The following is a 25422-nucleotide window of genomic DNA, read 5'->3' as shown; positions in this document are numbered from 1 at the left end:
GGAAAGCACCGTGAAAAAAAATAACTTACCCCGCCAGATCGCTCTCGGCATCGCCATGGGCATCTTTGCAGGTTGGGCTTGCCATCATTTTTCAGCTGATGAAAAAGCTGCAAAAGAGATCGCATCCTACTTCTCAATGGTGACAGACATTTTCCTGCGTCTGATCAAGATGATCATCGCTCCTTTGGTTTTCGCCACCCTCGTCGCAGGCATTGCCAGCCTGGGAAATTCCAGGTCGGTAGGACGGATCGGCACAAGAGCCATGGCCTGGTTCGTCTGCGCTTCACTGATTTCGTTGTTTATTGGCATGATGCTAGTGAATCTTTTCCAGCCAGGCGCAGGTCTGGATCTGCAAGTGACTCAGGCCGCAGCGGCGCCTATAGCCGTAAACACGGGTGACTTCAGCCTCAAGGTGTTTATCAGCCATGTGTTCCCTCGCAGCATTGCTGAAGCCATGGCAAACAACGAGATCCTGCAAATTGTAGTGTTCTCGCTGTTCTTCGGATTCGCGTTGGCAGGCGTCAAGCGCGCCGGCTACACCAGGATCACCGACAGTATTGAAGAGTTGGCGAAGGTGATGTTCAAGATCACCGACTATGTCATGGCGCTTGCACCTATCGGCGTCTTCGCTGCAATCGCTGCCGCTATCACCACCCAGGGTCTGGGCCTGTTAGTCGACTTCGGCAAACTGATTGCCCAGTTCTACCTGGGTATTCTGATCCTGTGGGCGGTCTTGTTTGCTGCCGGGTACCTGTTCCTGGGTCGTTCAGTCTTCACCCTTGGCAAGCTCATTCGTGAGCCTGTTCTGTTGGCGTTCTCGACTGCCAGCAGTGAGGCCGCGTATCCAAAAACCATGGAGGCCCTGGAGAAATTTGGCGCACCGAAGCGCATATCCAGCTTCGTACTTCCATTGGGGTACTCATTCAACCTCGACGGTTCGATGATGTATCAAGCGTTCGCGATCATGTTCATTGCTCAGGCTTACAATGTTGACTTGAGCTTCACACAGCAGCTTCTGATCTTGCTGACGCTGATGATCACCAGCAAGGGAATGGCAGGTGTAGCCCGAGCTTCGGTGGTTGTCGTAGCAGCGACGCTACCCATGTTCAATCTGCCAGAAGCGGGGATTTTGCTGATCCTTGGCATTGATCAGTTCCTGGATATGGCCAGGACCGCCACCAACGTCGTTGGCAATAGCATCGCAACGGCTGTAGTCGCCAAATCAGAGCCTCATGAGGAGCCGGACGACGCACCTGAAACCGAGGCCTCCACACTTGCGAATCGAACTGTAGCCAACGCCTGAGAGCTATTACGATGAAAGTTAAATCGAAGCCGTCTCGTGGGTCATCGTTTGTACGCAAGCTAGGCATTGTGGGTGGGCTTGGCTCGCTGGCCGGCGGCGATCTTTTCTACAAGTTGGTGAAGTCCAGGACTGTACTGGAGGATCAAGGCCGCTATCACTTTCTGTTTGAGCAACACCCCTTCAAGGATGTCTTGATGCCCTTGGACCAGGGCGCAAGCATGACCTCCAGAAAGTTCTATGTTTTTCAGGTTTGTCAGTCATTCGAGGAAAGCGCAGTCACTGCGGTCGTACTGCCTTGTTTTGCCAGCCATACCTTCCGGGAGGAGATCCAGGAGGAGATTGGCATACCTGTTCTGGACATGATGGCAGCGTTACGCAAGCACATTGACCATGTCTGCGAACCAGGCGCTACATTGGGCATTATCGCTTCAGACTATGTTTGCCACTCCGGTTTGTTCGAGCGTTATTTCGGCACTGACTTCAAGCTGGTTTATCCAGGTGATGACGAGCAGTCAGGGTTGATGGAGGCGATGTATGGGGTCAACGGTATCAAAGATGGGTACCTTGACGGAGTACCGCTGGAGTGTGTGTATCAGGCTTGCCTTTCGCTTCAGGAGCAAGGCGCCACGATCGTCTTGCCTGGCATGACCGAGCTCTCGCTGGTCTGTGGCGACCTGCAGCGTCGGGGTGTCACTGTACTGGATATCAACGAGATTTATGCTGGCTTCGCCACCCTGGAAAAAGGTCAATCGAGTCGACCTCCATTCAAACTCGGGATTGTCGGTGGGGTGGGGCCTGCCGCAACGGTCGACTTCATGGGTAAGGTCGTTGCGCATACCCCGGCCGGCCGCGATCAGGAACACATCAAAATGGTGGTCGAACAAAACCCCCAGATTCCTGATCGCACAGCCAACCTGCTGTATGACGAGACGGATCCGACGATGGCGATGTATGCAACCTGCAAACGGCTTGAAAGCGCTGGAGCCAATGCTATTGCGATTCCATGCAATACCGCTCACGCGTTCGTTGAGCGTATCCAGGCACACTTGCGTGTACCCATTGTGAACATGCTTACCGAGACGGTAGAGGCTATCGTTCAACAGTACGGTGCGGGCAAAACAGTTGGGCTGCTGGCGACGTCGGGCACCATAAAAAGTCTGGTCTACCACGAGGCAGCCCGGCGAGCCGGGCTGCAAATAATCGCACCGGGTGTGGATTACCAAGCGTTGGTCATGGATGCCATTTATGGGGAGCGTGGTATCAAGGCTGGATTCACCGAGGGCATTTGTAAGGACCAGCTCCTCACCGCCGCAGAGCACCTGTGTGAACTGGGCGCCGATGTGCTGATCCTGGGATGTACAGAGTTGCCTCTGGTTCTGGAGCACAGCGATGCTTTCATGATCAAAGGCCAAACAGTGGCGTTGATCGACCCGACAACCATTCTGGCAATGAAGTGCATTCAGCTTGCCCGTGAAACCCGGTAAATTCTCACCGACTCCAGGTAGATAACAGCAAGCTCAGGGGACCACTTGTCTACCCCCTGCCGGCACAGCGAGCATTTTTCCAGGCGATGTCGGTACCCCACTCGAACGGCACCAGAAATGTCCGGCTGGCGATAGCATTTTTCCATCCTGCCGCTCTTCCCCTTGAATAAAATCGGTCTAAAAAGCCCGGCCAGCGCTTCAGACTTTTTGCTATTCTGAAGATGTAGGTGAAGACGCAGACTGATGCGCAACAAGAGGATAGCAAGGAAACGTGGGGCGCGTTCCCAAGGGTACACGGTTAGAAAGATCTCCGTGATGAGATCCAGCCCTTATGCCGTGTGAAGCAGAAGAGCACAAAACTGTTCTGTGAGACGCCTGATAAACCTTGTAAGCCGGAGACCAGCACCGGCCACCTACTTGATTTTCAAAGCCCGCCCTGTGCGGGCTTTTTCGTATCCGCAGGCACAAGACTAATCCCCTCCTGTTTCACTGGCTCGTTGCGGGTAGTTTGGGGTATCGCCGGGTCTTAACTCCTCGGTCTGCGAACCCGCGCACAGCTGCCACCCAAAACGGTGCATGCGTTTTCACACAGCTTGGGTCGTTAGCAGCCTTTCGAGACCGGTAGCTGTCGGCTGGAAGGCGATTAATGAGCTATACCCGCTACCGTTCTTCAACGCAGGAGGTTGGTAATGAAGCTCAGAAACTCACTTGCAGCGCTAATGGTCACCGCAAGCCTCTTCGGCTGCACCACTTCATCAGACCATGGAGTGAGCGTTCCTTTGGTAGCCACCCACCGCAACCTCGGTCAGATCGGCAATGCAACTTTGACAAGCTGGGACAAACAAACCGGATTCAGTTTCTTCATCAGTGGTGTTCCAAGCGGAGCCTCGCTGCCCTTGCGCCTCTACACTTTCATCAATAAAGGCAGCTGCCAGCAACCCGGGCCAGTCGCCTACGCAATGAATGATCAGGTCAACACCAAACGCCAAGCTATACGCGGCTGGAGTTTTTCAAGAGGCGCACCTGTCGCAATGCCAGTCCTGCTTTCCGGTGAGTACTCCATTGTTGTGCGAACTGCACCAACAGATGGCAACGTAGATATTTTTTGCGGGGATATCAGGCAAGGAGGCTCGGTGAAATAACCACAGCCATTTTGACCCGCCCGCACAGGTTTGCGGTGGCCAACTACTCAATGCAGATCAAACCGGACGCCGCGCAGGGCATCCGAACCGGCAGGTATCGGCCAGAAGCAAACGTTGGCAAACGTGCCATTCCACATGCGGAGCTATCAAGGACTTCGCATTTGTTAAGTTCAGCTAGTTACCGCCATATACCTCACCCCGGTGCTGAAGGGCGACGAAAGCGGCTGCTGTTATCTGTTGATCTGTCCAGTTCCTGGTTAACCATATGGTCAGAGACGCGCCGGATAGGTGCCACCACAGCATTCGTTGACTTGTGTTCTGTTTGATCAGGTGATCAGAAGCCACCCACCAGGCGACCCGCATATTCCTATCGGTTTTCCCTTTCAAAATGAAAAGGTCGTACAGATACGAATACGGACTTAACGGCACTATTACCGGCTCGCCTGAGACTTTGGCGAGGCTCCATACCCACTCACGCTGCGGGGCGGATATAGCCTGAGATGGGGGCAAAGGGTACTGCGAAATTCTATACAGACCGACCCAATAGGCACCCCAAGGCAGGATGAGCGCGAGTCCGAGAATTCCGATGAGCAAAAAGCCGACACGACGCATCATGAGGGAAAAGTCCTTTTGCCAGAAAGTAACCATCGTACATCGGTAATGTCTGCTTATGGCCCTTATCTGCCCTCTGCGAAGGGCAGCTAAGGGTCGACTGCGGCCCTTGGTGACAGGCAGAAATCGGCCAAAAGCTGCCTGCTGGAACCGGCTGAAATCGACCCGAAGCAGTCTTCGCTAACGATTGAACTCACAGGCCTGAACAGCCGTTCGGGCAGGTCCGGCGGCATGATGGGTCAGCCCGAAAATAAGTACTTGCCTTTGATTTTCCTGGGGGTGACGAAGACGAAGTCTGGAAAGATTTTTCCTCGGACGTACCAAACAAAAGCCAGGATAGCGATACTTATAGCTAATGCGATAGCGGTTGTTGCCGGACTCGATGTAAACCCCGCAAGCGATCTTGGGAATTGGGGAAGCGCAAGGAGTATGTACGCGTTGTAGGCGCCGACGCGATGGTTGTAGAAGCCCCATACCAAAAACAAGGGAATCAAGGTCATTGAAACACCCATAACCCATTTGGCCGTTGGTCCCATCCTGGCGCCGATATCCAATCCCAGAATGAATGCAATCAAAGCCTGAGCGAGCATTATCGTGATGAGAATGTTGACCTTGCGATCGTGCTCGTCACAACGAATTGGATCTGCATACGAGGCTATAAAGTAAGCAAGTTGACTGTCTTTTACACCCCGCCCGGAGAGTTGTGAAAACACTTCCGACTTTGCAGTGCCGGCGGCGAGTAGCTCGCGAACTTTTTCCTGAACTTCTTTCTTGCTCAAAGTTGAATGTGAAATGCTTTCTCTTTGCGTCAACTTGACAGATTTCTTAGCAGGAAACACCAGGACAGCTACGGCCCCGATAAAGGTTAGCGCGCCCAAGAAAACGCCGATGTAAAACCCCCCACCTAGTGAGTAAGTACCTGGCTTCACTCTACCCTGCTTTGCAGGGTCGACAAGAATTTCGATCACTTTTCCTTCCCTGAATGTTGCAACTGATCTTTCGACCGACTCCAGGCTGGTCCTGCAGGGCCGCAGCGATATTTCGAGCGGATAAGTGTATTGCTGTCCGTTCAACTCAAAGGTCACGTTAACCAGAGGGCAATAGGTCATACCCTTACTGCGCATCTCCTCAGAAATGGAGACAGTGGCGACAGTGGCATTCAACTTCTGCCAAGTCTTCGTCTCGTCCACCTCCTTGTACGAGGAAAGAGACACGAGAAGGCAGAGCAAGGCAAAGAAAAATAAAACAACGAACAGGGCCGTCCTTAGCAAGAAGGTCTTCATAAGGCTCCTTGGCCAACGTGAAATGGAGGTCAGTTGGGAAATGACACCTTGGCGGCAAGTCCCCCTGCGCGCGGTGGCATGATGCACTGAGGTTAGTCCGTAGATACTCAAATGCAATGCAACTTCCCGCGCTTCCGCTCCTGGCCGGTTTCTGCCGGTTCCCACCGGCAGCTTTGGGTTGTGGATTCAACCGGTCGATGCAACACAACTAAATTCTGTGTACGCAGAAGGAGTGTTGCATCGACCGGTTGAATCCACAGCCGACTGCGGCCATTGGTGACAGGCAGAAATCGGCCAGAAGCTGTCGTTGGAATAGCACCGCAGTTCTGTGGGAGCGGACTCTCGCTTTTCCTCACCGCCGCCAATGCGCCCTATGACTTTCGCTGGAGACGGTTAAGCCCCGAACCTTTCGAAGTGGTCATGGTGCTGCAGGGCCTGTCACTATTCGACGAGGCACTGCAGGACGTCTTCGGGGGCAAACGCCGCACACGCCACGCTTCGGGATGTGTCCGGCTTCGAGGATCCGCAGCTGGTCGAATTGCTGCAATGCCTGCGCGAAGAAGCCGAACGGCCCGTGGCCAGCCGCCTGTTCGTTCAAGGCGTTGGGGCGCTTATTGCGCGAAACACAACTGAGCGTGGTCACTGTCGCCAATGAAGTCGACTACTCCAACCCCAGTCACTTCGCCCATGTATTTCGCAAGCACACCGGTCTTTCCCCAAGCGACTACCGGCGCCAGCGTTAGGGCTCTGCTGGCCGCAGATAGGGCTCGATAAAGCCGCAGCCAAGGATCTCGTTCAGGCGTTGCGCATCGTTCATTCGGCGAAAAAGTCCAATAGTCTTCCACGGCGCGTGACCATCGACATTGGGCGCTCCCAATCCGGCCAACAGGTCGGCGATCAGTATTGATCGGGTCTCGAAGGAGATGCGTGTCAGCCCGGTGCTATTGCCGACGCCGGCATGGGCATGAGCCCCGGAAAAGGCGATCAGGCTCCCCGGAGCGATATCGACGGCAATCCCCTCCTGCGGGTCGATCGCTTCCAGCAGATGCGGAATGGCTTCGTCGGCATCCACGGCATTGCGGCCGTCTCGATGGGATCGCTGCAAAATGGCGCGCATATCGAAATCTGCGCTCGAATTACCCAGCGGTCGTTGCCAGAGGCCTGGATACAAGGCGACGGTACGCCCTGCCGCGATGGGATAGATGGGCGCCCACCAGTTGGTTTGTGCATAGATATTCGACCCCCAGGTATCGCGGTGAAACGCGATGGTGGCCGTCGTGCGGGCACGCGGCGTCGACTGCCCTGGCTCGCAATGCGGCTGAAAACGCAAATGCAGGCGATCGCACGCCAGGGTATCGGGGGCGATGCCAAGGCTTTGCACGACGTCCTGCCAGCGCTGCTGGACCTCAGCCGAGCCTGCGAAGTCGTTCTGAATTTTCGCAAAGCGCTCAGTCTGCTCAGGGTGGCTCAAATGGCGATGGATCTGTTGCGGCGACCAGGGATGCAGCGCGTCTTCGAGGAGCGCACGCGTATATTCCACCAGCGCCGTCATGGGCTGCAGGTCAGTGAAGCGAATGATCTCGCCAGCATAGATCCGGTCATGCAATTGGCGAGCGGTGCTCGGTATGGCAAGCGAGCTGTACATGACTGGAAGTCCCCTGAAGGTGCGCCCCTGACTTTAGATCCACGCCGATTGTGGCGAAAGTGGCAGGTGAGGCGAAAAAGTGCGGATCAGGCCCTGGGGACGTGAGCAACAGGCGACCTTCAAGCCATGAATGGGCGCTTATGGCAGTTCTTAGCAGGCAGTTAACGGCCCAGAGTGTGTAAAAACGCCTTCGCGAACACTTGCTATGAATTCTGAGGATTTCATCGCAGGGATCGCCCATGAAGCGCTTTATCCAAGGTGAACATCGAGGCCAAGGCACCTTACTTCCCGAGAGCCTCGACGACTACGTCAGCGATACCAATCCGGTGCGCGTAGTCGACGTCTTTGTCGACGAACTCGACCTGGTCAATCTGGGTTTTGACGGTGCCATTCCCGCCGATACTGGCCAGCCTGCTTACCACCCCGCGATCTTGCTGAAGATCTACATCTACCGCTATCTCAACCGCATCCAGTCGAGCCGACGTTTGGAGCGAAAAGCTCAACGTAACGTCGAGCTGATGTGGTTGACCGGGCGTTTGATGCCGGACTTCAAGACCATCGCCAACTTCCGAAAAGACAACAGCAAGGCCATCCGAGGCGTCTGTCGCCAGTTCGTCGTGCTGTGTCAGCAGTTGGGACTGTTCGGAGAACATCTGGTAGCCATCGATGGCAGCAAATTCAAAGCAGTCAACAACCGCGACCGCAATTTCACCAGCGCCAAACTGAAGCGGCGCATGGAAGAAATTGAATCGAGCATCAGCCGTTACCTGGCGGCACTCGATGCTGCCGATCGGCAAGAACCCACAGCTACCGAGCCCAGCGCCGTGCGGCTGGAAGAGAAAATCGCCAAGCTCAAGACGCAAATGAAGGAGCTTCAAGCGATCGAAATCCAGCTCAACGAATCCCCGGATAAACAGGTCTCCCTGACCGATCCAGACGCCCGTTCCATGATGACGCGGGGCACGGGAATCGTCGGCTACAACGTGCAAACAGCGGTCGATACCCAGCACCATTTGATCGTTGCGCATGAGGTGACCAACGTCGGTTCCGACCGCGATCAACTCAGCTCGATGGCCAAGCAAGCCCGCGAGGCGATGGCGTCAGATACGTTGTCGGTAGTGGCTGACCGAGGTAACTTCAAAAGCGAACAAATCCTCGCTTGTCACGATGCAGGCATCACCGCCTATGTGCCCAAGCCGATGACCTCTGGAGCCAAGGCTGACGGGCGTTTCAATAACGATGCCTTCATCTATGACGCGGCAAAAAACGAATACATTTGCCCCGCTGGAGAGGCGTTGATCTGGCACTATTCCTACGTTGAAAAAGGCCTGAAGTTGCACCGTTACTGGAGTTCGAAATGCCAAGGCTGCACGTTGAAGTCGCAATGCACACCGAGCACGGAACGACGAGTTCGACGAGTTCGACGCTGGGAGCATGACGCCGTATTGGAGGAAATGCAGCTTCGGCTGAGCAAAGCACCGGAGATGATGCGAGTCCGAAAACGGACGGTTGAGCATCTCTTCGGGACGCTCAAACAATGGATGGGTGCGACGCACTTCCTGACGCGAAAACTGGCCGGGGTGGGTGCGGAGATGAGTTTGAATGTGCTCGCCTACAACTTGAAACGGGTTATGAAAATCATCGGTGCCAACGGTTTGATGAAAGCGCTGACGGCCTGAAAAAGGCTGATTTTGGCCCATCCCAGAGGCTGTAAAAACAGCGCTGACGTGTTCCAGGTCGCGACCGATGCGACCCGCAGCATTGACCGTGCGATCGCTCAGCCAACGAAGGTCGATAATCCAAGACGATGAGGTCAGAGTGTTTTTGCACACTCTGGGCCAGAAGCAGACGTTCAATGTGACAAAGAGGGGGCAGTATCTTGCTCTCATCTGCATATAGCGCAGCAGACAACAAAAAATTCATTCCTGTGGCGTGGTCGCCCTACATCAGCCTTTAACTGATGCCCCGAAACCTGCACAATTGCCGGCTTTTTTCGCGACAGGAAGTCCGGCCGTGCAACGGATTGTAATTCTGGGCAATGCCGGTAGCGGCAAATCTACCTTCGCCCGCGCCCTCGGCATGCGCCTTGGCTTGCCCGTGGTGCACTTGTGTTGGCGCTCACGCCGAATTGAACCACGTGCTGATGCAAGACTGACCCATCTCCAAATCCGCACAAATCCAGCAAAAGGTAATAGTTATCGAGGTATCAGACTGGGTCACTGACATCTCGGCAACTAGGTCAATTCGGTGTCGGCGCCAGCACGCATTATCCGAAAGGCGACGGTGGCTGTCCGGCGTATCCGTTGATGGCGATGTTGCGGGTCCATCTACTGCAGAACTGGTTCGGCTACAGCGATCTGGCGATGGAAGAAGCACTGTACAAGACCACTATCCTGTGCCAGTTTTTGGGGCTGCATCTGGATCGGACTCCCGATGAATCCACGACCCTCAACTTCCGACGCTTGTTGGAAAAACATGAATTGGCCGGAGGGACTTTGCAGGTCATCAATGGTTATCTGGACGACCGTGGCCTGATATTGCGCCACGGTACGGTGGTCGATGCGACGATCATTCACGCGCCGAGTTCGACCAAGAATAAAGACGGCAAACGCGCCCCCGAAATGCATCAGACGAAGAAGGGGAAAACCTCAACCAAGGAGGGCATCAAAAATCGCTGACTACTTCAGACCTTCCTTAGCGGTGCGGTCGATGAATCTGAATACCCCCGCCGCGATCAGTCCCGATACCCCGGCGCCACTCGATCCAGCATTCTCAACAACGCCGCCCAGGCCAGTTGCATGGCATCCGGGTCATCGAACTCCCCCTCATCCAGCGGCCGCCCCGGATCGTTGAACTGCCGCTCGGTGTGCGCGCACACCTCGGCCGAAGGTAGTACCAGCTCACCGGCGGCTTGCGCGGCCAACTGGATGTCACAGGCTTTTTCCAGGTAGTACATGCGCATGAACGCCTGTCCTACCGTCTCACCCACCGTCAGCAATCCGTGGTTGCGCAGCATCAGTACCGGCTTGTCGCCCAGGTCCGCCACCAGCCGTTGTTGCTCGCTCAGGTCCAGCGCCACGCCTTCGTAGTCGTGGTAGGCGACGCGACCGTAGAACTCCATGGAAATCTGGTTCACCGGCAACAACCCGCATTTCAGCGCCGCCACCGCGCAACCGGATCGGGTGTGGGTGTGCAACACACATTGCGCATCTTCACGGGCGCCGTGAATGGCGCTGTGAATCACAAAACCGGCCGGATTGACCGGGTATGGCGACGGTTCCACAGCGTGGCCATTGAGGTCGATTTTCACCAGATTGGACGCGGTGATCTCGTCGAACATCAGCCCGTAAGGGTTGATCAGAAAGTGATGCTCCGGCCCCGGAATGCGCACCGAGATGTGGGTAAAAATCAGGTCGGTCATGCGAAAGTGCGCAATCAAGCGGTAGCAGGCCGCCAACTCTTCACGCAGACGTTGCTCTGTCAATGTCATACCTCGGTAACCTCTTTAACGGTGCAATCTTCCAGCCCTTGTCCCAATGCCTCCCAGCCATCGAAGCCGCGGCGAGCGATAAACACCAGGCGTGTAGAGCTGGCCTGGGTGTCATCCACCATCGGCAGAAACTGGCTGCGCGCACCGACATGTTGCAGCCAGTGCGCGGTGCTGCCCGGCGTCAGCAGCACCAAGCCTTTGACCCGGAATACATCGCTGGGCAGTGCCTTCAACCAACCACGCAAGCATTCGATGTCGAGGGCAGCATTGCTCTGCCACAACCAGCTGCTGAACATCTCGCCATGATCGCCGTCGGAAACCCGCGTCAGCGGTTTCAGCGCCCGGGGCTCAAGGTCCAGGTCGGTATCCAGCCACAGTGCATCGGGCAACTCGGCCTGTACACTTTCATGCACGCGGGTCCTGGCGCCCAATGCATCGCGCAGCGCCTGCAGCTGTGATTCGTCGACCAGATCGGTCTTGTTCAGCAACAGCAAGTCGGCAGCGGCCACTTGTGCCCGAGCCAGGCGTGCGTACTCACCATCGAGTTGCAGATGACGGGTGGCGTCGACCACGGTGATGACCATGTCCAGTTGCATCTGGCTGCGCAGTTGCGGGTAGGCCAGGGTTTGCACGATGCGCTGCGGGTCGGACACACCGCTGCACTCGATGACGATGCGCTCCAGTCGTGGCTGCAATTGCGCCAGACTGCCGAGTTGCGCCAGCAGGTCTTCCTGCACGGTGCAGCAGATGCAGCCGTTTTGCAGGCTGTATACGGCGTCGGTGACTTCGGAAACGATGGCCGCATCGATGTTCAGCTCGCCGAAATCGTTGACGATCACCGCCAGCCGACTACCTTTGGCACGGCGCACCATGCGGTTGAGTAGCGTGGTTTTACCTGCGCCGAGAAACCCCGAAACGACGGTCACGGAGATACGTGGGGAAGTCATTCTGCCTTGCCCTCCAACACCGGTGGTTCGCCCTGCCAGACGGCCTTGAGGCCGACTTTTTCCAGTGTCGAATGGCGGTCGTAAACCAATTGCCCTTCAACGAAGGTCAGCAGCACCTGGGTCTTGTGGATGTAGTTGCGCGCCGGTGCGGCGAACAAATCGCGGTCGATGACGATCAGATCCGCCGACTTGCCCACTTGCAGGCTGCCGGTGCTGTGCTCCAGGCCCATGGCCACGGCGCCGTTGCTGGTGATCACGGTCACCGCCTGTTCGAGGCTGATCGGGTCACCGAAGCAGGCCGGGTCGTCGTTCCACGGGTTCTGCCGGGTGATCATGGTTTCCAGCGCCAGCCACGGGTCGATGGATGCCACCGGCCAGTCGGTGCCCATTACCGCTGTGCCGCCCGCGGCGAGTACGCCTTTGAAGTCGTAAATGCGCTTGAGTCGCTCCTGACCGTAACCGGAACGCGCGCCGCTGGCGAACGGTGTCGGGTACCAGGCGGCCGGGGAAAACTCGGCGATGACATTCAGTTCCTTGAAGCGCGGCAGGTTGCCGGGATGCAGCAAGGTGCTGTGGGCGCACTGGTGGCGCACACCGCTGAAACCATTGCGACGACGGGCCTCGGCCACGGCGTCGAGGAACACGTCGGAGGCGCCGTCACCGGTGCAGTGGGCGATCACGCGAATGCCCTTTCGGTCCATGTCCACCACCATGTCGGTGATGTGTTCCGGGGTCAGATTGAGCTTGCCGCGCCAGCTCGATTCCTGCGGCCATGGCGTCAGCAGGTATGAAGACTTCGGCTCGACCGTACCGTCAAAATGGAACTTCACCGCGTTGGCGCTCAAGCGCGCGCTGCGGTAGTAGTGACGCTCGCCGGCCAGCAGTTCCCAGCGACGACGCACCGGGAAGATGTCGTCCTGCCAACTGATCGCTGCTTCGATGCGCACCGTCAGTTCGCCGCTGTCGTCCAGTTCCTTCAAGGCTTGCAAACGTTGTTCGCAGACGTGCACGTATTTGCTCGCCGTGACGCCGCGCGAGCTTTGGAAGTGCACGCCATCGCGATAGGCGCGGCGCAACACGCTGACCGGCGTCGGTGGCATGGCGGCGTGGATCATCGCGTAGGCGCCGTCAATCATCAGGCCAGTGGGTTCGCCGGTCACTTCGTCACGCTCGAAATAACCGTTGCGCGGGTCGGACGTGTGACGGTCGATGCCCGCCAGTTCCAGGGCCTTGGAGTTGACCATCATGGTGCCCCACATGCGGTCGAGCAGCGCCACCGGACGGTCCGGCATGACGCTGTCGAGCCACTCGCGGCCCGGGGTCAAACCGGCTTCGCGGAAGGTGTAGCGCACCCAGTACTGACCGTAGATCCAGCCGTCGCCGGGATGGCTGTCGGCGTAGGCGAGAATGCTTTCACGCAGCTGTTCCGGGGTCGGGTCTTCGATGCCGACATCGAGGTCATCGGCGTAGCGTGGTGCCAACGCAAGGTCGGGGTGAGTGTGCATGTCGTGCAGGCCCGGCATGCAGAACGCGCCTTGCAGGTCATGCACGCGAGTGTTCGGCCCCTTGTACATCTCGATCTGGCCGAGGCTGGCGACCCCGATCAACTTGCCGTCGCGGATGGCCACGGCCTCGGCCCACGGGTTGGCCGGGTCCTGGGTGTAGATACGACCGTTGGCGAGGATCAGGTCGGCGTAGGTCCCCTGCACGGAATGGGTAGAAGAAAAGTTATCGGACTCAGCCATGGTAGCCACCTTTGAGTTCAGGGAGATTGGAAGGTCCACCGGGCGTTGTGCATGTCGGCGACCTGAAAAAATTGTTGTTGTTTTACTCAGCCAGAAACGTTGTGGCGTCGACCTCGATCATCACCGGTTCATGGCGATTGCCGAGTTGCCCGAGCAGCTCGCGCAAGCCGTGCAGATGGCTCACCCGGTGATGGGCGACGTGGCAGCTCTGCGCCAGCGCAGCGAAGTCCGGCGTGAGGATGTCCACCCCCAGCAACGGCACCGCCTTGGCATTCATGTAGTCGCGGATTTCGCCGTAGCTGCTGTTGTTCCACAGCAGCAGGATCACGCCGACACCCGCCTCTTTGGCAGCGATCAGTTCGGCGCAGGAAAACTGCAAGCCACCATCGCCAACCAACGCCACCACCGGTCGCAGTGGTCGGGCCAGTTTAGCGCCAATGGCGGCGGGCAAACCGTAGCCGAGGGTTCCGTAGCCGCTGCCGGCGTTGAACCAACTGTCGGGGGTTGGCGCACGGTAGCCGAGGGCGCCCTGGTAAACCGGTTGAGTCGAATCACCGACGATCAGTGGCTGCGGCAAGTGATCACGGACCGTATCGAGCAAGGCTTGCATGCGGTTCTGCTGCGCGTTCCAGCCCGCCCGTTCGATGGCGTTGACCCGGCTCACCCGCTCGCCCGCCCAACCGGCAACAGCCTGACGTTGTGGCAGTCGCGCCAGCAGCGAACGTAAGCCCTGTCCGGCATCGCCAAGCAATCCGACCGTAGCTGTTTGCACGCCGAGCACTTGCATCGGGTCGATGTCCAGACGAATCAGCGGCGCCTTGAACGCCAGTGGACCGAGGCCGAAAAAGTCATAGTCGGTTTCCCCCAGTTCGGTGCCGATTGCCAATACCACGTCGGCCTCGGCGAACAGTTCGCGACCATGGGTCGACGACTGCACACCGTCGAGCAGCAAAGGATGTTCGGGAGCCAGCAGACCACGGGCGTTGGTGGTCAATGCCACGGGGGCCTGAAGACGTTCGGCGAGCGCGGCCAGGACTTCAGCGGCACGGCGCGCGCCGCCACCGGCGAGGATCAATGGACGCTTCGCGTTGCCGATCAGGGCCACCGCAGCATCGATGGCTTCCGGCGCCGGGGCAGGCGCTGCCGGTAACGGACGCGGGCGCAGGTCCAGACCTCCGGCAGACATTTCCAGCACATCCAGCGGAATCTCGATGTGCACCGGCCGCGGCCGCGTACAGCCAAACAAGGCAAACGCCCGCGCCAGCACTTCCGGCAATTGCGCCGGGTGCTGCAACGTATGGCTGAAGGCGCAGACCCCGGCGACCAGCGCGCGCTGATCCGGCAGTTCATGCAAGTGACCATGCCCCAGGCGCAGGTGTTCGCGACGGTTGCAGGTGGAAATCACCAGCATCGGCACCGAATCCGCATAGGCCTGGCCCATGGCGGTGATGATGTTGGTCATGCCGGGACCGCTGATGATGAAGCACACCCCGGGCTTGCCGCTGGCCCGGGCATAACCGTCAGCCATGAACCCGGCACCCTGCTCGTGGCGCGGGCTGACGTGCTTCAGGCGGCTGCCGTGCAAGCCGCGATACAACTCGACAGTGTGCACGCCGGGAATACCGAAGACAGTTTCAACGCCATAGCCTTCCAGCAACTGAACAAGCGCCTGGGCACAACGGGGCATGCAGCACCTCCTGGATAAAGGGCCACAGTGGCCCAACGACGAATGGGGCTAGTATTGTTGAATCAACCAATACAACAATCGATTTTTTTTGGCCTGACTGTTCGATTTACGTCACCATATGAGCCACTCAAAACAATAACGGGATGATTTATGCGTTTTCCTTCGATGACAGCCCTTCGCGCGCTGGATGCGGTTGCCCGCACAGGCAGCGTGTCGATCGCAGCCCGTGAACTGAACCTGACCCGCAGCGCCATCAGCCACCAGATCAGCAAGCTTGAGGAATGTGTCGGTTTCGCCCTGACCGAGCGCATTGGCCGGGGCATCGGCCTGACGTATCAGGGCGAACGCTATGCGCGGGAAGTGCACGGGATTCTGTTGAACCTGCTGGATGCCGGGCAGTTGGTCGATGACCAGAAGATTTCCGGACGGCTGTGTGTCAGTTGCGCGCCGGGGTTCGCCACCTATTGGTTGTGCCATCACATCGGCGCCTTCTTGCGGCAGTACCCGCAAGTGCAATTGCAGCTGATCTCGCCGCGGACACCGGACGACACCAACAACCCCAACACCGATCTGTTCATTGCCTACGGCATCGGCGACTGGCCGGAAATGGTCGTTGAAGAGATTGTGGCGCTGCGTTTTTTCCCGGTGTGCAGCCCGCGTCTGATCAACGCCTTGAGCGGGCTGAAAAACCCGCAGGAACTCAGTGCCTACCCGCTGCTGCACATGACCGACTACTCGGACTGGCGCGTGTGGCTGACCGCTGCCGGTGCTTCAGGGGTCAAAGCGACGAGCGGCATTCTGTTTTCCGATGCGCACTGCGCGCAGTCCGCCTGCATTGCCGGCCAGGGCATCGCCATCGGCGACAACCTGATCAGCGGCGATGCCTTGTCCAAGGGTTTGCTGGTGCGTCCGTTCGACATCAGCATCGACCTGCACCGTGGCTATTACCTGGTCGCCGACCCACAAAAAGCCGAGCGCGCGGTGGTCCAGGCCTTCAGTAGCTGGGTCAAAACGCAGCTTCAGTCATCCCATCAGACCTGGCAGGACACGCTGTAAAAGCACATCACATTCCCCCTGTGGGAGCGAGCTTGCTCGCGATGAGGCCACCACAGTCACTATTGATGTCGCCTGATAAATCGCTATCGCGAGCAAGCTCGCTCCCACAGGGTAGAAGCTCTATTTCGGGGCCTCTGGCCGAGGCGAAATACACAGCTTATTTGTTCAATAAAACTAACCAATATCGGCAAAATAATTCCATTGATGTAGCGATATTTTTAACAATAATAGGCCCAAAGCCCATTTCGGATTTGCATCCGTCCTCGTACGTCATATGGGCAATAAAAAGAGGAACTCCATAGTGTCCAGCCGTTCAGCGATTCAGCTCAGCGCTCAAGGTATCAGCCAGTATTACGGTCGTTTCGCGGCGCTGGATAACGTCGATCTCGACGTTCGCCAGGGCGAATTTCTTACCCTGCTGGGGCCGTCCGGCTCGGGCAAGACCACCATGCTGATGATCCTTGCCGGTTTCCTCAGCCCGACGTCGGGCAAATTGATGGAACAAGGCGTCGACATCATCAAGCGCTCCGCCGAGAAGCGGAACTACGGCATGGTGTTCCAGGGTTACGCGCTGTTCCCGCACATGAGCGTGGCCGACAACGTGGCCTACCCGCTACGCATCCGCAAGGTCCCCGCCGAAGAGCGCAATCGCCGGGTCAAGCATATTCTTGAAGTGGTCGGCCTCGGTGCGCACATGCACAAGAAGCCCGCCGAGATGTCCGGTGGTCAGCAGCAGCGTGTGGCGATTGCCCGGGCGCTGGTGTTCGAGCCGGAACTGCTGTTGCTCGACGAGCCATTGTCGGCCCTGGACAAGAACCTGCGCGAACAGCTGCAAACCGAGCTGCAACGCATCCACCGTCAGGTCGGTACCAGTTTCGTGTTCGTCACCCACGATCAGAACGAAGCCCTGGCGCTGTCATCGCGCATCGCGATTTTCAACCACGGCAAGCTGACTCAGGTCGACACCCCGGAAAACATCTACAACCGCCCCGAGAGTCGTTTCGTCGCCGAGTTCCTGGGCAAGATGAACCTGTTCCCGCTGGACAACCTGACCCGCAATGGCCAGACCGCCAGCGGCCGTTGCGGCACCAGCGTATTGCACGCCCAGGTCCCGAGCGCACTGAGCCAGGCGCCGATTGTGCTGGCCGTGCGCCCCGAGCACATGGAACTGCACAGCGAGTGCCCGACCCGGGACGGCTACAACGTGATGCCCGCACAACTCACCGACAAGGTCTATCAAGGCTCCAGTACCCATCTGGCGCTCAAGGTCGGCGGCGATACATTACCGATCAACCTGTCCGTACCCGGCAATCACCCGGGCGCGTCGATGACCAGCGGTGCTCCAGTGTGGCTGAGCTGGCCGGTGCAGCAAAGCTTCCTGCTACAAGCCTGACCCCCAAAAAAACTGCGTCACAAAGCTCTCTTCCAATGACAACAAAAAGGCCGGTGTCCACGCAGACACCCGCCGCCTGAGGACTTGCCCATGCGCCAGGATCACCAACAAGACTGCATCGAAGTGCTTATCGAAAAGGCCCGCGACGGTCAGATCAACCGTCGCACCTTTATCCAGGCTATGGGCCTGCTGGCCGCAGTGCCGCTGGCGCTGCGCAGCGGCATCAGCTGGTCGGCGGACAAGCCGCTGGTGGTGGTCAACTGGGGCGGTGATGCCCTCAACGCGTTCCGTTCGGCGTGGACCGACACCTTCACCAAGAACACCGGCATCCAGGTGCGCATCGACGGCGCCGGCCCGACCGAGGGCGCAATCCGCTCGCAACTGGCCAGCGGTCAACCGAGCTGGGACTTGGTCGACGTCGAGAGCTACAGCGCCATCGTGCTGGGCCGAGACAAGATACTGCAACCGCTGGACTACAACGTAATCAAGCGCGATAACGTGGCCCCGGCGCTCGCCTCCGATTTCGGTATCGCCAGCTACCAGTTCAGCTATGTCATGGCCTGGGACAGCGCAAAATTCGGCGACAACGGGCCGAAGACCTGGGCCGATTTCTGGGACGTGAAGAAATTCCCCGGCAAGCGCACGCTGTACAAATGGATGAACGGGATGCTCGAAGCGGCACTCCTGGCCGACGGCGTTCCGGCAGATCAGTTGTACCCGCTGGACGTGCCGAGGGCGATGAAGAAGATCGATGAGATCAAGCCTCACGTATTGTCGTTCTGGAGCTCGGGTGCCGAGAGCCAGCAATTGATGGTCGACGGTGAAGTGTCGGTGGGCGCGATCTGGCACACCCGCGCCAAGCTGCTCAGCGAAGACACCGACAATCGCGTGCGCTGGACCTTCGACAACGGTTTCATCAACTCCAGCAGTTGGGCAGTCCTGAACGGCAATCCGGGCGGCACGCAACCGGCCATGCAGTTCATCCAGCAAGCCTTGCAGCCTGAAGGCCAGCTCAAACTGTTTGAATTGCTGGGCAACGGGCCATCGAACAGCGCCACGGAAAAAATGATGTCGGCCAAGCAACTGGAAGCCAACTGCGCGTCCGAAGAGAACCTGAAAAAGCAGATCGCTCTCAATGCCCAGTGGTACGCCGACAACTACTCCAAAGCACTGGAAGAGTATCTGACGCGGTTGTCCAAGTGAGCCATTGACCATGACTACGACCCTGACCTCAACCCTGACCCCTCCCAAGCCCCGCTTCAGTTCGCCGGGGCTGGAGCGCAGCTTGCTGCTGTTCCCGCTGCCGGTGTTGCTGCTGGTCTTCTATGTGCTTCCGTTTGTCGGCGTGGTCGGTTGGAGCTTCTCGCTGCCCACGCCGGGCATCGAACAGTACCAGCGCATCGCCACGGACCCGGCGATCCAAGAGATGCTCTGGCGCACCTTGCGCCTGTGTATGACGGTCAGTTGCCTGGCCCTAGTGATCGGCTATCTGCTGGCGTACTGCTGGGTATTCAGCCCGCCGTTCTGGCAGCGGGTGGTGGAGATCTGCATCTTCATCCCGTTCTGGATTTCGGTGCTGGTACGGGCCTTTGGATGGTTGATCGCCCTGCGCAGCAACGGTGTGCTCAATAACGGTTTGATGGACATGGGCCTGATCGATCAGCCGCTGCAACTGAGCCGCAATGAAATCGGGGTAGTCATCGGCATGCTCCACGTGATGATCCCGTACGCGGTATTCCCGTTGCTGTCGACCATGCGCCAACTGGATCAGCGTGTGCTCATGGCCTCGCGCGGCCTCGGTGCTGGTGCCTTGCGCACCTTCTGGCAAGTGCTGCTGCCGCAGACCCTGCCGGGCATCCTGGGCGCCTTCATCATGGTCTTCGTGTTCTGCCTGGGCTTCTTCATCACCCCGGTGCTGTTGGGTGGCGGGCAAACGGTGATGATCGCCGAGTACGTGTTCCTGCAAATGTTCCAGACCAGTAACTGGGGCCTGGGGGCGGCACTGAGCGTAGTGTTGCTGGCCTTGGTCAGCGCATTGATCTGGGTGCTGTTGAAAATGACCCGCGTGAATCGACTGGTAGGCTGAGATCACTATGAACACCCATCGCACAAGCCTGAGTACCCGACTGCTGGCCGTGGTCGCCATGGCCTTCATGCTGTTCCCGCTGCTAACGGTCATCCCGGTGTCGTTCACCAGCAAACGCTTCCTGTCGATGCCCGAAGGCAACTGGTCGCTGCGTCACTATGAGGCGCTGGTCAGCAACCCTGACTGGTTCCACGCCATCAGCCAGAGCCTGGCCATCGCCTTCACCACCAGCATCATCGCAACCTTGCTGGCGGCGAGTTTTAGCCTCGGCATCTGGTACATGCGCTCCAAACTGGCCACGGCGTTGATTGGCCTGGTGTTGTTGCCGATGGCGATTCCACCGGTGATTTCCGCGCTGGTGCTGTACTTCATGGAAACCAAGCTCGGTCGCTTCGCGCCGGGCATGGGCTATGACACCCTGACCGGCGTGGTGATTGCCCATGTGATCATGGTGGTACCGTACGGCGTGGTGACCATGCTGGTTGCGTTGAGCCAGATTGACCGGCGCATCGAACTGGCCTCGCGCAACCTCGGTGCCAGCCTGATGCAGACCACGTTCATGGTGATTTTGCCAAACCTGAAACTGGGCCTGGCCTCCACTGCCCTGCTGGGCTTTGCCCTGTCTTGGGAAGAGGTGGCAGTGACGCTGTTCATCACCAGCGTCAACGTCGACACCCTGCCCAAACGCATCTGGAGCGGCCTGCGCGACAACGTCGACCCGAGCGTGGCAGCAATTTCGGTGTTACTGATCTCCCTGACGCTGCTGGTGCTGATTGGCCGCTTGGTGGTGCAGCATCTGGCGGACAAGCGAGCACAGCGACTGCAACACCCATAACCACCACGCATCAACACGGATAAAAAAGCCCGCGCTTCATCACGAAGGCGGGCTTTTTACTCATGGCGCACCACCACGTGTTGGCGATGCTGCTGACCACCAAATACGTCGATGGTTTGCCACTGTATCGGTTCGAAAAATTACTTGGTCGACACGGCGTCGATATCCCCCGTCAAACCTTGGCGCGCTGGGTGATCCACTGTGACGAAACGCGGGTACAAGTGTTGAGGGAGCCGGATCGAGACCCGACCAGCCAGCCCTGGATGTGGGTCCAAGCCAGCGGCCCGCCTGAGCGCCCAGTTGTCCTGTTTGACTACACCACCAGCCACGCGCAGGAGGTGCCCCTGCGCCTGCTTGCCGATTATCGCGGCTACCTGATGACCGACGATTACGCCGGCTATAACGCCTTGGGGGCGCGCAGCCCGGTGTCGAGCGTTTGGGCTGCTGGGCACATGCGCGACGTAAGTTCGTCGATGCGCAAAAAGTGCAGCCCAAGGGTAAGACCGGGCGAGCCGACATCGCGCTGAGTCTGATCAACAAACTGTATGACATCGAGCGCTAGTTCAAAGAAGCCAGCGATGATCAGCGTTTTGGCGCTCGACAGGAAAAAGGTCTACCGGTACTCGCAGAACAGGGGGGCTTCCTGCTCCAGCAGCTTTTGAACCGTGCGGGCCGCCAGCGTGTTGGGCGACGCAGTGAGCTGGCCAGCACCACACTGCGCATGAGTTCCGGCTTGACGATACGGGCGCCCGAGAAGCGCGGGTCGTCGACATGTTCAAACAACCCCGAAGTGATTGCGTAGCCGCCACCGGCAGCGACGATTTCCCATTGCAGCCGGATCGAGTCTGCCTCCACGGCACAATCGAATTGAATGCCGTGCGACTTGGAGAGCTTTTCAAGCCGCGCGCGTAATGGATGTGGCCGCGATGGAAGCACCAGGGGCAGCCCCTGCAGGCTGGATAACTCGACGGTTGGCTGCGTGACATCCGGATCCTGGGCGCGACCGACCAGCATGAGTTTGGGGGTGTACCAGCACCGACTCTTCCAGGTTACACATCGGCTTCGCGTAGAAGCAGCGCCATGTCTACGCGCCCTTCATTGATCAGTTCCTCAAGGTGCGCGCTGCTGCCTTCGCAGATTGAAATCTGTGTTTTGCGCAGAAGGTTCAGGACTCAGATTTGACGTAGCGGCGTGTAAAAAAGGCGCTTTCACTGCTCAATGAATGGGTAGCCGGGCCGGGTCGACTTTTTCAACACCATCGGCCGTTTTCTGCCTCATGCGATGGGCAGCTATGGGTCGATTTCGGTCAGTCGTGACAGGCAAAAAACGACCCTTTGCCGTCGGTCATGCTTCCCGGAAGCTGTCGTTCAACGCCGAGCTAACAGGCCGCAACCTATGCCGCGCAGCGGCAGTCTTCGGTTGCGGTCCGGGTTGAGGGAAGGGTTAGACCTCAGTTGGCCGCGCATGATGATTTGGACTTTGGCTTACGCCTCCGTCGCCGACGGCCAGCCGATCCGTGCCGCACTACGAAGATTGGACTGAACGACTAAGCGATGAAACGGGGCAATGAGAAAAATATAGAGACGACCTAAGCGATTGTGGCAATGAACAACGGTCGACAGAATCAAGTGACGTTTAGCTCCCAGCGACGACTGACCGGAACACAGAACAGAGAGCCTGAAGTCCAGGTGCTTGTCGTCTTCTCCAAGAACAACTTCAGTTGGACTTGTGCTGTAGATCTTAAAGATGCCGAGTCGGCCCGCTCCGCTCTCCGCATCCAGTGATGCGAGATGCTTAGCTGTCTTGAGGCCGAAACCGGCTACGAGCGCGTCTCGAACCGTCAGGAGGTTGCTGACCCAAGGCGCTTGGTGAGCGAAGATGAACCTCGCCAACAATTCGGGATTGGTTGATGCTCCGGTGGGAAGCTCGATCGAGTAAGCGTCGGCGAGATTCATCGATGCGTAGGCTTTAGCAATCGCCGACTCTGGAGGAAGCGACACAGATGTTGCGTGATGGTGTTCGGTTGACATGTATGCGGCCTATGGTACGTTTCTGAGGTCTAACGCCGAGCTGACCGGCACGCTTGCGTGACGGCGTCGAGTGACAAGTTAAATTTGGGTCTGAACTGCATAGACGACGAATTCTTCTCCACTCAAGTCGATAGTCTTTTTCCACACGTGCTTTCGATTCGGCACTTCTGAAAACTCGCCTCGATATGCTTTCTGTGACAGTTCACTTTTTAATGCCGGAGTAAGACCTGACAAGGCATTTGGCGGCAAATTTCCAGACCAACTCGAAACAAACCCTTTGAAATTGCTGTAGCTGCCCTGCGCAGCATACGTTGAGCCTTTAAAAGCGACGATGTATGTGTAGAGCGGCATATTGAAATTTAACTGTACATTTCACAGGCTTGACCTGTCCACCATGCACGGACGCTGATCGGATGACAAGCCGCTTGGGGCTTAGCGTGCGGGAGATCGGCCGATTTAACAGGAAACATAAAAATCCGAGAAAGACGGACACCTTTGGTGCCAGTCCATGTCGCGACGGTGTATGTGAAGATTGCATCATCAGCAACAAATCTGCATTTGGAAGAACTCGAACGGCAGTTATCTGAGAAATTGCTAGATGGCAGCTTCTGGCCGATTTCTGCCTGTCACCATGGACCGAGACCGCCCCGGCGGGGATACTCGCGGCGTATTAAAACACTCTATTTTGCAGGCAGAAAAATTGATGTTTTTTGGACATAAGAACGAATAACCGAACAGTTTGACTCATATCCTTGTATTGGCAAATCCTTAATTATTTTTGCATATTTCTCCATCGCGGCAGGGTCCTTGGAAATGGCCACGACTTGCGCTTGATCGGAAAGATTGCCAATTAATTCGGAGTAACACATGTTTGTGTCGAAAGACGTTATGAATACACCTGCGTAGTAGGAAATCGCGCACGGTATGAAAATACCCAATCCAATTATTATATTTTTGATTTTACGAGTCCCCATATTAAGAAAAAAGACATCAGAAGAGCTAATGCACCCACTGCCCTAAGAATATTCAAGTAACTGCTTGACCTAAACAGACTCTTTAGTGGGTGGTTTTTTGATGTGGATGCCCAGCCAACTAACTTAATTATAATGCCTTGCGTTTTCTCAGAAAAAAACAAGCACATTACTCCCAGTGAGCACAGCGCAACAATAAAGACTAACAACCCAACGCTTTTCATTCTCACCATCCTGATCCAACCTTCCCAGCCTCCCGGAAGGAATAACTGTCACTAACACCTGGTTGTGGAGTGACCAATCCAACTCCTATTGCAGGCCCACTACCTGATGACCACGACTCAGGAACGCCCTCCCCAAAACCAGCAGTAGCATTAACTGCATTTCCTGATAAGAATCTATTGAGGAGATTTCGGCATCGTCGCATGACTGGTTCATCCAATTTTCAATAGGGCTTCCCGATACAACAGTAGCAGACTGAATAGCCTATGGTTTTGTAGACAAGTCCAAGCCAAACAACAACGCGCCGCAACTGGTGGAACGCCTGTGATTTCTTTGCGAAGTCGACAGGCAGCTATTGGCCGTTTTCTGCATGTCACCACCGGCAGCTATGGGTCCAGGCTGTGTGAAAACGTTTTAGAGCAGGTTTGACAGTCAGGACTGGAACGAAAATCGCGTTCCTAAGCAAATTTCTGGCCTGCTAATCAACCAAACGCTGGCAGATTTTACGTAGCAACGCAGACTTCAAAACGGCGCATGCGTTTTCACACAGCCTAGGTCGAAAGCGGACGCTCACATCACCTGTGCTAACGTACAACGAAATTTTCAGGCTCGTTCGACCGACATGAATACTTCATACCTTGATCCACTGCGTCAGACTATCGGTCAGCTTCCCATCTCCCCACCACCGTCCCCTTGGGAAATCGCCGCTCAGTTTGCCGTGGGAGGACTTCTTGAAGTTGGTTTCGACCGCGACTCCGAACTGTTACTGGTGAACTCCAGCGCAGGACGTAGCGTTATCGATTGCCTGACCGCTCAGAAGATCGCAAGAGACTATACGGAGGATGTCGAAAGTAACCAGTACCTGGAGGCTGAAGGTATCGGGCCGCTGGCAGGCAGGACTATCCCCATGGCCGGTATCAATGGAGGCAGCCTGCCTGTGGGTGCTTTCGACGGTTGGGTGATCGAGAACGTTCCCTTGAATTGGCCGTGCCATCATTTACTTCTGATCGAGCCGGGTTCATGGCTGCATGGCGCCCGATATAAACAGGCCAGCGCCTTTCACAAACTGGCGATCGAGATCGAGCTGAGAGCTTTCGGGTTCTCCTATACTGGCCAAACCTTAATTATCGCTACATCAAGCAGCCTGATCGTTTACAGGCGTAGCACAACACCAAACGCAACTCTGTGAGTTCAATGTCCGTGTATGGACTCCTCCCCGAACCTCTTCCACGACAGACAGCAATCGGTCGATTGTGTTGAAAAAGTCGACCCGGCCTGGCTACCCATGTATTAAGCGGTGAAAACGCGTTTTCAGCGCGCTGCTACGTAAAATCTGAGTCCTGAACCTTCTGCGCAAAACTCGGATTTCAATCTCAGACGCGTACTTTTCTGTCGCGGAAACTGAAGCCGACTTTTTCAACAGAATCGGTCGATAGCAGCCCTTCGCGAAAGGCAACTATCGACCAGAAGCAGGCACCAAACGAACATCTG

19 protein-coding genes and 3 pseudogenes are annotated in these 25422 nt (G+C 57.1%); 14 read left to right on the top strand and 8 right to left on the bottom strand.

Going from position 1 to position 25422, the window contains the following annotated elements; genetic code table 11:
* Window positions 1-10 precede the first annotated feature (10 nt).
* The 3 genes from AC07VR_RS20660 (at window position 11) to AC07VR_RS20650 (ending at window position 3929) form a co-directional block, all read left to right on the top strand.
* Window positions 11-1303, top strand: a complete 1293-nt coding sequence (locus AC07VR_RS20660; RefSeq protein ID WP_495012385.1) for a dicarboxylate/amino acid:cation symporter — start codon at window positions 11-13, stop codon at window positions 1301-1303.
* Window positions 1304-1314: 11 nt separating this feature from the next.
* Window positions 1315-2787, top strand: coding sequence for a cysteate racemase (gene cuyB / locus AC07VR_RS20655; protein ID WP_495012384.1), 1473 nt, complete (start codon window positions 1315-1317; stop codon window positions 2785-2787).
* A 689-nt stretch (window positions 2788-3476) separates the two neighbouring features.
* On the top strand, window positions 3477-3929 hold the full coding sequence (locus tag AC07VR_RS20650) for a hypothetical protein (protein ID WP_494993060.1): 453 nt from the start codon (window positions 3477-3479) through the stop codon (window positions 3927-3929).
* A gap of 851 nt (window positions 3930-4780) precedes the next feature.
* Here the strand turns inward: AC07VR_RS20650 and AC07VR_RS20645 are convergent.
* Entirely contained in the window at window positions 4781-5824 is a 1044-nt protein-coding gene (locus AC07VR_RS20645) for a DUF3592 domain-containing protein (protein ID WP_495012383.1), read from the bottom strand.
* A 614-nt stretch (window positions 5825-6438) separates the two neighbouring features.
* On the opposite strand from AC07VR_RS20645, the gene AC07VR_RS20640 reads away from it, so the two are divergent.
* Window positions 6439-6567: a helix-turn-helix domain-containing protein gene (locus AC07VR_RS20640; protein WP_494993061.1), complete on the top strand. Its 129-nt coding sequence runs from the start codon at window positions 6439-6441 to the stop codon at window positions 6565-6567.
* Here the strand turns inward: AC07VR_RS20640 and AC07VR_RS20635 are convergent.
* Window positions 6564-7469, bottom strand: coding sequence for a hypothetical protein (locus AC07VR_RS20635; RefSeq protein ID WP_495012382.1), 906 nt, complete (start codon window positions 7467-7469; stop codon window positions 6564-6566). The genes AC07VR_RS20640 and AC07VR_RS20635 overlap by 4 nt on opposite strands.
* Before the next feature lie 239 nt (window positions 7470-7708).
* On the opposite strand from AC07VR_RS20635, the gene AC07VR_RS20630 reads away from it, so the two are divergent.
* The 3 genes and pseudogenes from AC07VR_RS20630 to AC07VR_RS20620 all read left to right on the top strand — a co-directional run.
* A complete protein-coding gene (locus tag AC07VR_RS20630) occupies window positions 7709-9148 on the top strand; it encodes an IS1182 family transposase (protein ID WP_495012381.1) in 1440 nt (479 codons plus the stop codon).
* Window positions 9149-9482: 334 nt separating this feature from the next.
* Window positions 9483-9614: pseudogene (locus AC07VR_RS20625) on the top strand (AAA family ATPase); the annotation flags it as partial.
* Between the two features lie 119 nt (window positions 9615-9733).
* A pseudogene (locus tag AC07VR_RS20620) lies at window positions 9734-10111 on the top strand (transposase); the annotation flags it as partial.
* Window positions 10112-10203: 92 nt separating this feature from the next.
* Here AC07VR_RS20620 and AC07VR_RS20615 read toward each other — a convergent pair.
* From AC07VR_RS20615 to AC07VR_RS20600, 4 genes are all read right to left on the bottom strand, one after another.
* A complete protein-coding gene (locus AC07VR_RS20615) occupies window positions 10204-10959 on the bottom strand; it encodes a class II aldolase/adducin family protein (protein WP_495012380.1) in 756 nt (251 codons plus the stop codon).
* The gene (locus AC07VR_RS20610) at window positions 10956-11906 is read right to left on the bottom strand and encodes a CobW family GTP-binding protein (protein ID WP_494993064.1); all 951 of its coding nucleotides are present in this window, start codon (window positions 11904-11906) and stop codon (window positions 10956-10958) included. Before AC07VR_RS20610 ends, AC07VR_RS20615 begins: the two co-directional genes overlap by 4 nt.
* Complete coding sequence (locus AC07VR_RS20605) at window positions 11903-13651, bottom strand: amidohydrolase (protein ID WP_494993065.1); 1749 nt, start codon at window positions 13649-13651, stop codon at window positions 11903-11905. The genes AC07VR_RS20610 and AC07VR_RS20605 overlap by 4 nt, the downstream gene beginning before the upstream one ends.
* An 82-nt stretch (window positions 13652-13733) precedes the next feature.
* Window positions 13734-15338, bottom strand: a complete 1605-nt coding sequence (locus tag AC07VR_RS20600; RefSeq protein ID WP_495012379.1) for a 5-guanidino-2-oxopentanoate decarboxylase — start codon at window positions 15336-15338, stop codon at window positions 13734-13736.
* Window positions 15339-15488: 150 nt separating this feature from the next.
* Between AC07VR_RS20600 and AC07VR_RS20595 the strand changes: the two genes are divergently transcribed.
* The 6 genes and pseudogenes from AC07VR_RS20595 to AC07VR_RS20570 all read left to right on the top strand — a co-directional run.
* The gene (locus AC07VR_RS20595) at window positions 15489-16394 is read left to right on the top strand and encodes a LysR substrate-binding domain-containing protein (RefSeq protein WP_495012378.1); all 906 of its coding nucleotides are present in this window, start codon (window positions 15489-15491) and stop codon (window positions 16392-16394) included.
* A 301-nt stretch (window positions 16395-16695) separates the two neighbouring features.
* Window positions 16696-17787: an ABC transporter ATP-binding protein gene (locus tag AC07VR_RS20590; protein WP_495012377.1), complete on the top strand. Its 1092-nt coding sequence runs from the start codon at window positions 16696-16698 to the stop codon at window positions 17785-17787.
* A 90-nt stretch (window positions 17788-17877) separates the two neighbouring features.
* On the top strand, window positions 17878-18990 hold the full coding sequence (locus AC07VR_RS20585) for an ABC transporter substrate-binding protein (RefSeq protein ID WP_494993068.1): 1113 nt from the start codon (window positions 17878-17880) through the stop codon (window positions 18988-18990).
* Window positions 18991-19000: 10 nt separating this feature from the next.
* Window positions 19001-19873, top strand: a complete 873-nt coding sequence (locus AC07VR_RS20580; protein WP_494993069.1) for an ABC transporter permease — start codon at window positions 19001-19003, stop codon at window positions 19871-19873.
* A 7-nt stretch (window positions 19874-19880) separates the two neighbouring features.
* Window positions 19881-20708 (top strand): ABC transporter permease, encoded by an 828-nt coding sequence (locus AC07VR_RS20575; RefSeq protein WP_494993070.1) that lies wholly within the window; start codon window positions 19881-19883, stop codon window positions 20706-20708.
* 62 nt (window positions 20709-20770) lie between these two features.
* A pseudogene (locus AC07VR_RS20570) lies at window positions 20771-21339 on the top strand (IS66 family transposase); the annotation flags it as partial.
* Here AC07VR_RS20570 and AC07VR_RS20565 read toward each other — a convergent pair.
* Window positions 21291-21722: a LysR substrate-binding domain-containing protein gene (locus tag AC07VR_RS20565; protein WP_494993071.1), complete on the bottom strand. Its 432-nt coding sequence runs from the start codon at window positions 21720-21722 to the stop codon at window positions 21291-21293. The pseudogene AC07VR_RS20570 and the gene AC07VR_RS20565 overlap by 49 nt on opposite strands.
* A gap of 470 nt (window positions 21723-22192) precedes the next feature.
* On the bottom strand, window positions 22193-22738 hold the full coding sequence (locus AC07VR_RS20560; protein ID WP_495012376.1) for a DUF2867 domain-containing protein: 546 nt from the start codon (window positions 22736-22738) through the stop codon (window positions 22193-22195).
* 1815 nt (window positions 22739-24553) lie between these two features.
* Here AC07VR_RS20560 and AC07VR_RS20555 point away from each other — a divergent pair.
* Window positions 24554-25120: a hypothetical protein gene (locus AC07VR_RS20555; protein WP_495012375.1), complete on the top strand. Its 567-nt coding sequence runs from the start codon at window positions 24554-24556 to the stop codon at window positions 25118-25120.
* The last annotated feature ends 302 nt before the right edge of the window (window positions 25121-25422 follow it).

This window comes from Pseudomonas sp. GW821-FHT02H09 (genome assembly GCF_059421425.1).
Note: the sequence above shows the minus strand (reverse complement) of the source record. Positions and strands in the feature narration are given on the sequence as shown.

Excerpts from the sequence above, each read along its gene's own strand:
- AC07VR_RS20555 (WP_495012375.1), top strand. The coding sequence starts at position 24,554 with ATGAATACTTCATACCTTGATCCACTGCGTCAGACTATCGGTCAGCTT.
- AC07VR_RS20595 (WP_495012378.1), top strand. The coding sequence starts at position 15,489 with ATGCGTTTTCCTTCGATGACAGCCCTTCGCGCGCTGGATGCGGTTGCC.
- AC07VR_RS20580 (WP_494993069.1), top strand. The coding sequence starts at position 19,001 with ATGACTACGACCCTGACCTCAACCCTGACCCCTCCCAAGCCCCGCTTC.
- AC07VR_RS20630 (WP_495012381.1), top strand. The coding sequence starts at position 7,709 with ATGAAGCGCTTTATCCAAGGTGAACATCGAGGCCAAGGCACCTTACTT.
- AC07VR_RS20650 (WP_494993060.1), top strand. The coding sequence starts at position 3,477 with ATGAAGCTCAGAAACTCACTTGCAGCGCTAATGGTCACCGCAAGCCTC.
- AC07VR_RS20605 (WP_494993065.1), bottom strand. The coding sequence starts at position 13,651 with ATGGCTGAGTCCGATAACTTTTCTTCTACCCATTCCGTGCAGGGGACC.
- AC07VR_RS20615 (WP_495012380.1), bottom strand. The coding sequence starts at position 10,959 with ATGACATTGACAGAGCAACGTCTGCGTGAAGAGTTGGCGGCCTGCTAC.
- AC07VR_RS20635 (WP_495012382.1), bottom strand. The coding sequence starts at position 7,469 with ATGTACAGCTCGCTTGCCATACCGAGCACCGCTCGCCAATTGCATGAC.
- AC07VR_RS20585 (WP_494993068.1), top strand. The coding sequence starts at position 17,878 with ATGCGCCAGGATCACCAACAAGACTGCATCGAAGTGCTTATCGAAAAG.
- AC07VR_RS20560 (WP_495012376.1), bottom strand. The coding sequence starts at position 22,738 with ATGTCAACCGAACACCATCACGCAACATCTGTGTCGCTTCCTCCAGAG.
- AC07VR_RS20600 (WP_495012379.1), bottom strand. The coding sequence starts at position 15,338 with ATGCCCCGTTGTGCCCAGGCGCTTGTTCAGTTGCTGGAAGGCTATGGC.
- AC07VR_RS20645 (WP_495012383.1), bottom strand. The coding sequence starts at position 5,824 with ATGAAGACCTTCTTGCTAAGGACGGCCCTGTTCGTTGTTTTATTTTTC.
- AC07VR_RS20575 (WP_494993070.1), top strand. The coding sequence starts at position 19,881 with ATGAACACCCATCGCACAAGCCTGAGTACCCGACTGCTGGCCGTGGTC.
- cuyB (WP_495012384.1), top strand. The coding sequence starts at position 1,315 with ATGAAAGTTAAATCGAAGCCGTCTCGTGGGTCATCGTTTGTACGCAAG.
- AC07VR_RS20565 (WP_494993071.1), bottom strand. The coding sequence starts at position 21,722 with ATGCTGGTCGGTCGCGCCCAGGATCCGGATGTCACGCAGCCAACCGTC.
- AC07VR_RS20610 (WP_494993064.1), bottom strand. The coding sequence starts at position 11,906 with ATGACTTCCCCACGTATCTCCGTGACCGTCGTTTCGGGGTTTCTCGGC.